Here is a 5149-nt window from a genome sequence, read left to right on the forward strand (position 1 = left end):
TAGAAAATTCGTAAATATGATGGTTTGTACTCGTTGCGGATACCGGGAAACAAAACCTATATAAGACTTCTGCGCGTAGAAGACGCGGGGATATTATGGGCAATAAAACCTTAGAAATCTGCCCGGATTGCGGGCGAAAGTTGGTACATGCGGGCGGTTGCGTGGAATGTAATAGTTGCGGTTTCGGGGCGTGTGGATAAGATGGGGCGGTATTGTTATCATTTCGGTTGTAAGAACCCGGTTAAGTATCGAGAACCGATAAAAGAAAAGAATGTATTTGTTTGCCTAGAACACCGAAGAAAAGAAACCGTAGAAAATTGGCTTAGAAAGCGAGGGCGTTAAATGTGGGGCGACGAAATGGCAAAATGCCGGTACTGTTTAAAAAAGACGAAGTGTTACGTAAAATACGGAAATCGCTACTTCTGTTCGGAAAAATGCAAAAAGGCCTACAACCGCGAGGGAAAAGCATTTTAAGGTCTTCGTTAGACAAAAAGATACGCGAACTATCAAAGTTCGAAGAAGACTACATAGGGTTATCTTATGCAAGCGCAACCGAAGGAATCTACCGAATCGAAGCGGTTAATCCCCTGCGCGTGGGCGACCTGTTCTACAAACCCCCACACGAAAACGAACGAACTAGCGACCCGTTGTAAGATGGCCGGTTGTAGTGGCACAATCGCCCACCCGGATAAATGCCCGTTCGGGGCGTTCGTACCGCTAAACGAAACCGTTTTAAACCCTGCCTAAGTAATGCGAAGGCATGGAAGAAATACGAAAGGCCGTACTATTTCGGATTGGCGGGTCTATATCCCCGAATCAGGATACCGTCCGCGCAATAGACCTAGCGATTAACCTTACCGCTAAACAGATATTCGAAGAAGTAGCAAGCAAGACGAAGGACGCTAATTGTGATTGCCCGGCCTCGGGCGAATTAGGTTGCATCTGCGACCTTTACGAAGTCATGGTAGCGATAGACAAAATGCGGGTAAAGTACGGGGTGTAGTCATGCGTTCGGTTTGTTATAAATGCCGGAAATCATGCGAAGCGCGGAATCTCCGTAAGGGGAAGTGTTGCGATTGCAGGAATGGAAGGGCGGTAAAATGACTAAATGCGACGATTGCGGAATGAGGTTAGAGCGTACATTCCATAGGGAGAATTGGGCGGCTATCCCCCACTTCTTCCTTAACGGAAAGATTCTAAAGATACGGACGGACGCAGAGCGCCGGGCAGAAAGGAAGGCCTAGACATGGTAGAAGTATGTAGCATACACGGAAAATACGGGAATCCGAAATGCCAGGAGTGTTGGGCGAAGTTCTACGCCCTTTTAGATGAAGCGGAAAAGAAAGGGATTAAGGTTAATCTAGTAATGGATGAAAAAACGGGGGGTAATCATGCCTAAGTACGGTTGGAAAATTGAAAATCTGCTGTTCGAAGAAGACGTTAGGGCTATGTACAACCTAGCGGCAAGGGAAAAAGAGGCCGTACTTATCGCGCTTCTATGGATAACCGGCGCAAGACCGGCAGAACTCGCGGAATTAAAGAAGGAAAACGTACAATACGATTCTAGCCGGGTTAATATCACGTTGGCGACCAAGAAACTAGGGGAAGGCGGCGATTTCAAAATACGGAATCGTACCCTATCGTTCGTTAGACCGACCGGGCTAGACACGAATATCTATATCGAAACGGTAGTTAAGTACGTCGCCGCACTTCCCCCGGAAGCCCTGCTACTGCCCCATACTACTAGGTGGCAGGAAAACACCATAAACAGGATTGGGCAGAAAGGAATAGGGCAGAAGGTAAGCCCCTATCACTTTCGCCATTCCTGCCTAACGTGGATGGCTAGCAACGGGGCTACGATAGACGAACTCATGCAGTTTAAGGGCGCGTTAAGCGTCCTTTCTATCAGTATGTACATGAAGGCTAAACCGTTCGTTGTTTCCTTACAGAATCAGCGAAGAACCCGGGGCGCGGTCGCCCTTCCTATCCCGGCCAAACCCACCGAAGGCGACCAACCCCCGGAATCAAAAGGAGGTAATGATAATGCGAACGGACAAGGAGATACGGGAGAAACTAAGCCTTCTGATGGAGAAGGAAGCGCAACACCTTAAAGAAGGAATCCCATACCCGGCGTTCTCGGATGGCTATTCGAGCGCCTTAAAATGGGTCTTAGACTAGCGCGGCATTAGTTTAACGGTAGAACTCCGGTTTTACAAACCGGTGGTAGGCGTTCAATTCGCTTATGCCGTATTTCGCGGCGTTCGTTCAACGGTTTAGGACACCGTTCTACCAAAACGGTAATAGGCGTTCGATTCGCCTACGCCGCATAAAAAGGCAAGGGGGTAAAAACGATGTGGAATAAGCCAAGCAATACGGTTTTAATAAAACTCGGGAGTATCGTTAGGCATACCGAAGAACTTTTATCCCCAAAAGGGCATCAGTTCGACGCGGAAACATTAAAGGCGATGATAAACGACGAAGAATTAAAGGAATGGTTAGGGGAAATGGATAAACTAGCATTACTTCCGATAAAAAGATAACCCACAGGTGGCAACTATGGAAAAGTACAATAAGATTTTAACGTTGGGCGACAGGGCGATACCGGATATTTTGGAATCTGATTGCGTAATCGAAGAAAAAATAGACGGTTCGCAGTTCAGGTTCGGTATAGACGCGGAAGGAAAGCGTACCTTCGGCAGTAAGGAAGTGGAATATTCGGACGAACGCCCCCCGGACAAGATGTTTAAGGCGGCGGTGGATACTGCGGAAGGGTTGTTAAATTACGTCCCGCTAGACGTTAAGAATATCCTTTTTGTGTGCGAATACCTTACGAAGAAAAAGCACAATACGATAGAGTACGCCCGCGTCCCGGCAAAAAGCCTTATCCTATTGGACGTTCTTAGGGACGGTGCGCCGGATAGGGAGTTACGGAAGTTGTACGCTACGATATTCGAATTGGAAACTCCCCAGATTCTAGGGAATGGGCGCAACCTTTCGGTATCGGTCTTAGAAGACCTGTTAAAGACCGATTCCATGCTAGGCAATTCGAAAATAGAAGGGGTCGTAATAAAGAACTATGAAAAGCGGTTTATCTCGCATAATAAATCGTACCCCTATTTCGCAAAATTCGTAAGGGAAGACTTTAAGGAAGAAAATAAGAAGAATTGGGGGCAGGGGATACCGCTAGAAGCCCAGATACTAGGGGACTACCCGCAAGCCCCGAGATGGCAGAAGGCCTTACAGCACCTACGCGAACGCGGGGAATTGGAGAATACGCCCCGCGACATTCCGAAATTGTGCGAAGAACTTAGCCGGGACTTCGAAGAAGAAACGAAGGAAGCGATAAAAGAGCGCCTTTATCAAAAATTCCGGCATGGCCTATTAGCCGGTATGCGCCGGGGGCTAGCGGAATGGTATAAGGAAGAACTCGCCAAGAAGGTATTAGAAAAGTAGGCGCGGCAGGGATTACCTATGTTTAAATGTTGCATGTGCGGGAAGTACGCGGTAAAGATTATGGAAGGCTTTACCCTATGCAGTTCGCATGATTGTTACATTAAGGCGCACCTACCCGGCTACGGCCTTACCGTAGCCATATACGTTATCCTGATACTCGGCGCGTTCGTACTCGGGGGGTTGGGTCTATCAGGTTAGCCCCGTAGAATAGCGGCCAAGTTCGCCGGGCTTTGAACCCGAAGGCGTAGGTTCGATTCCTACCGGGGCTATGGGGGCGTAAGCGGGTTCTAATTCTCTACGCATCGTTGCCATACCCGCCCGCCCCCTTTTTAAAATTTAAGGTAGTTCGTATTATTATGGAAATCTATTGCGACGGGGGGGTAGTTAGGGATATACCCTATATCGTAATTGCGATAAAGCCCAAGATAGGAAAAGTAACCGGACATATTAAACGAATCCACCCCGGGCTAGGGAGTTATGAAGCAGAGGCAGAAGCGATACGCGAAGCATGTAGGGTAGCAGAAATAGGAGATACAATTATTACCGACCATCAGGGGCTTTATACGATATTAAACGACCCCGCTTTAATAAGAAATGCGAACGCGAAATTATGGCAACGTAAAGAGCGTAGCCACTTCTACGAATCAGTAGCCCAAGATATACGCCTAAAATCACTTTCCTTTAGATGGGTAAATAGGGGGGAGAACTACGCGGGGCATGTTGGTACTAGGCTAGCCGCTAAGATTAAATACCGGGAGATAACCGACGATACCCTACCCATGTTAGAAAAAATCCCGATTGAAAAACTTAAATGCGACGACCAAGAACGGACGGACACGCGCTATAAGATTGCTAAGTATATCTTCCGCTTCGCTAGGTGGGTGCGCGGGTAGTTCTTTAAAAGCGTTTTCGGGTTCTTAAACTGTTTCCTATTCGTAGGCCTGCCCGGGATTCGTTCGTTTCTTTATATACTTCTTTAAGAAGAAACGCGGTTTTCCATCCCCGGAGAAATGCGAACTTATGCCGAAAGACATATAAAGAAAAGGCCGTTTTACGACGTAAAACTACTTATACTTCGGCTGTGTAATACTATTGTTAGGCGGCTAGCCTAACGGAGTTGGCAACATGAAAGAAATAGACGCGATGAAAGCCTATTGCCTTCGGGCGGTAGAATTGAAACGCGGGCTAACAACGGAAGACCTACCCCAAGAGGCATTAACCACCCTAGTAGGGATTAACAAGAAAGGGGAAACCTATACCCGGCGGCTAATGAAGAAGGCCATAAAAGACCTTAACCTTAAATCGGGGGCGGCGGTATGATTCGCTGTTTCGTAAAATACTGCCGGGGCGAACCCGCCCAGAAGATTAACGGGCGGTGGGTCTGCGATAAAGACGACCACATAGGCGCGGCCTTTATCGCTATCGCAGAGCAGGGGGAGTAATCCCCAGGCCTTTTTCATTCTGCGCGGTAGCCCATCAGACGTAAAAGTATTAACACGACCGCAGAGCGTAGCGTTTTGCGCGGCTTCTAATTCGTCGCAGTTCTTTTTCCTATAACGAACCCATCCGGCAAATATCCAACTGTTCGGAAGGTTATAGGAGTGCGAAAAGAAGGCTTTACGATACTACGTTCTTCGTTATACCGCCCCAATATAGAATTAATATAAAGGATGATAAGTGTAGTATATATATTGAA

8 protein-coding genes and 3 tRNA genes are annotated in these 5149 nt (G+C 47.5%); all 11 read left to right on the top strand.

Going from position 1 to position 5149, the window contains the following annotated elements:
- Window positions 1-760: 760 nt before the first annotated feature.
- The 11 genes from PHS46_08550 to PHS46_08600 all read left to right on the top strand — a co-directional run bounded on the left by PHS46_08550 (window position 761) and on the right by PHS46_08600 (window position 4895).
- Window positions 761-1003 (top strand): hypothetical protein, encoded by a 243-nt coding sequence (locus PHS46_08550; protein ID MDD3906552.1) that lies wholly within the window; start codon window positions 761-763, stop codon window positions 1001-1003.
- Window positions 1004-1391: 388 nt separating this feature from the next.
- Entirely contained in the window at window positions 1392-2111 is a 720-nt protein-coding gene (locus PHS46_08555) for a site-specific integrase (protein MDD3906553.1), read from the top strand.
- 68 nt (window positions 2112-2179) lie between these two features.
- A tRNA-Val gene (locus tag PHS46_08560) sits at window positions 2180-2250 on the top strand.
- 4 nt (window positions 2251-2254) lie between these two features.
- Window positions 2255-2327: transfer RNA gene (locus PHS46_08565), tRNA-Gly, on the top strand.
- Between the two features lie 24 nt (window positions 2328-2351).
- Complete coding sequence (locus PHS46_08570; GenBank protein ID MDD3906554.1) at window positions 2352-2540, top strand: hypothetical protein; 189 nt, start codon at window positions 2352-2354, stop codon at window positions 2538-2540.
- A gap of 16 nt (window positions 2541-2556) precedes the next feature.
- The gene (locus tag PHS46_08575; protein ID MDD3906555.1) at window positions 2557-3453 is read left to right on the top strand and encodes an RNA ligase family protein; all 897 of its coding nucleotides are present in this window, start codon (window positions 2557-2559) and stop codon (window positions 3451-3453) included.
- 18 nt (window positions 3454-3471) lie between these two features.
- A complete protein-coding gene (locus PHS46_08580; protein ID MDD3906556.1) occupies window positions 3472-3651 on the top strand; it encodes a hypothetical protein in 180 nt (59 codons plus the stop codon).
- Window positions 3650-3722, top strand: a tRNA-Gln gene (locus PHS46_08585). The genes PHS46_08580 and PHS46_08585 overlap by 2 nt, the downstream gene beginning before the upstream one ends.
- An 87-nt stretch (window positions 3723-3809) precedes the next feature.
- A complete protein-coding gene (locus tag PHS46_08590; protein ID MDD3906557.1) occupies window positions 3810-4346 on the top strand; it encodes a hypothetical protein in 537 nt (178 codons plus the stop codon).
- A 232-nt stretch (window positions 4347-4578) separates the two neighbouring features.
- The gene (locus tag PHS46_08595; GenBank protein MDD3906558.1) at window positions 4579-4773 is read left to right on the top strand and encodes a hypothetical protein; all 195 of its coding nucleotides are present in this window, start codon (window positions 4579-4581) and stop codon (window positions 4771-4773) included.
- Entirely contained in the window at window positions 4770-4895 is a 126-nt protein-coding gene (locus tag PHS46_08600; GenBank protein ID MDD3906559.1) for a hypothetical protein, read from the top strand. Before PHS46_08595 ends, PHS46_08600 begins: the two co-directional genes overlap by 4 nt.
- Window positions 4896-5149 lie beyond the last annotated feature (254 nt).

This window comes from Candidatus Omnitrophota bacterium, from assembly GCA_028699255.1.
GTDB lineage: Bacteria > Omnitrophota > Gorgyraeia > 2-01-FULL-45-10 > 2-01-FULL-45-10 > FEN-1322.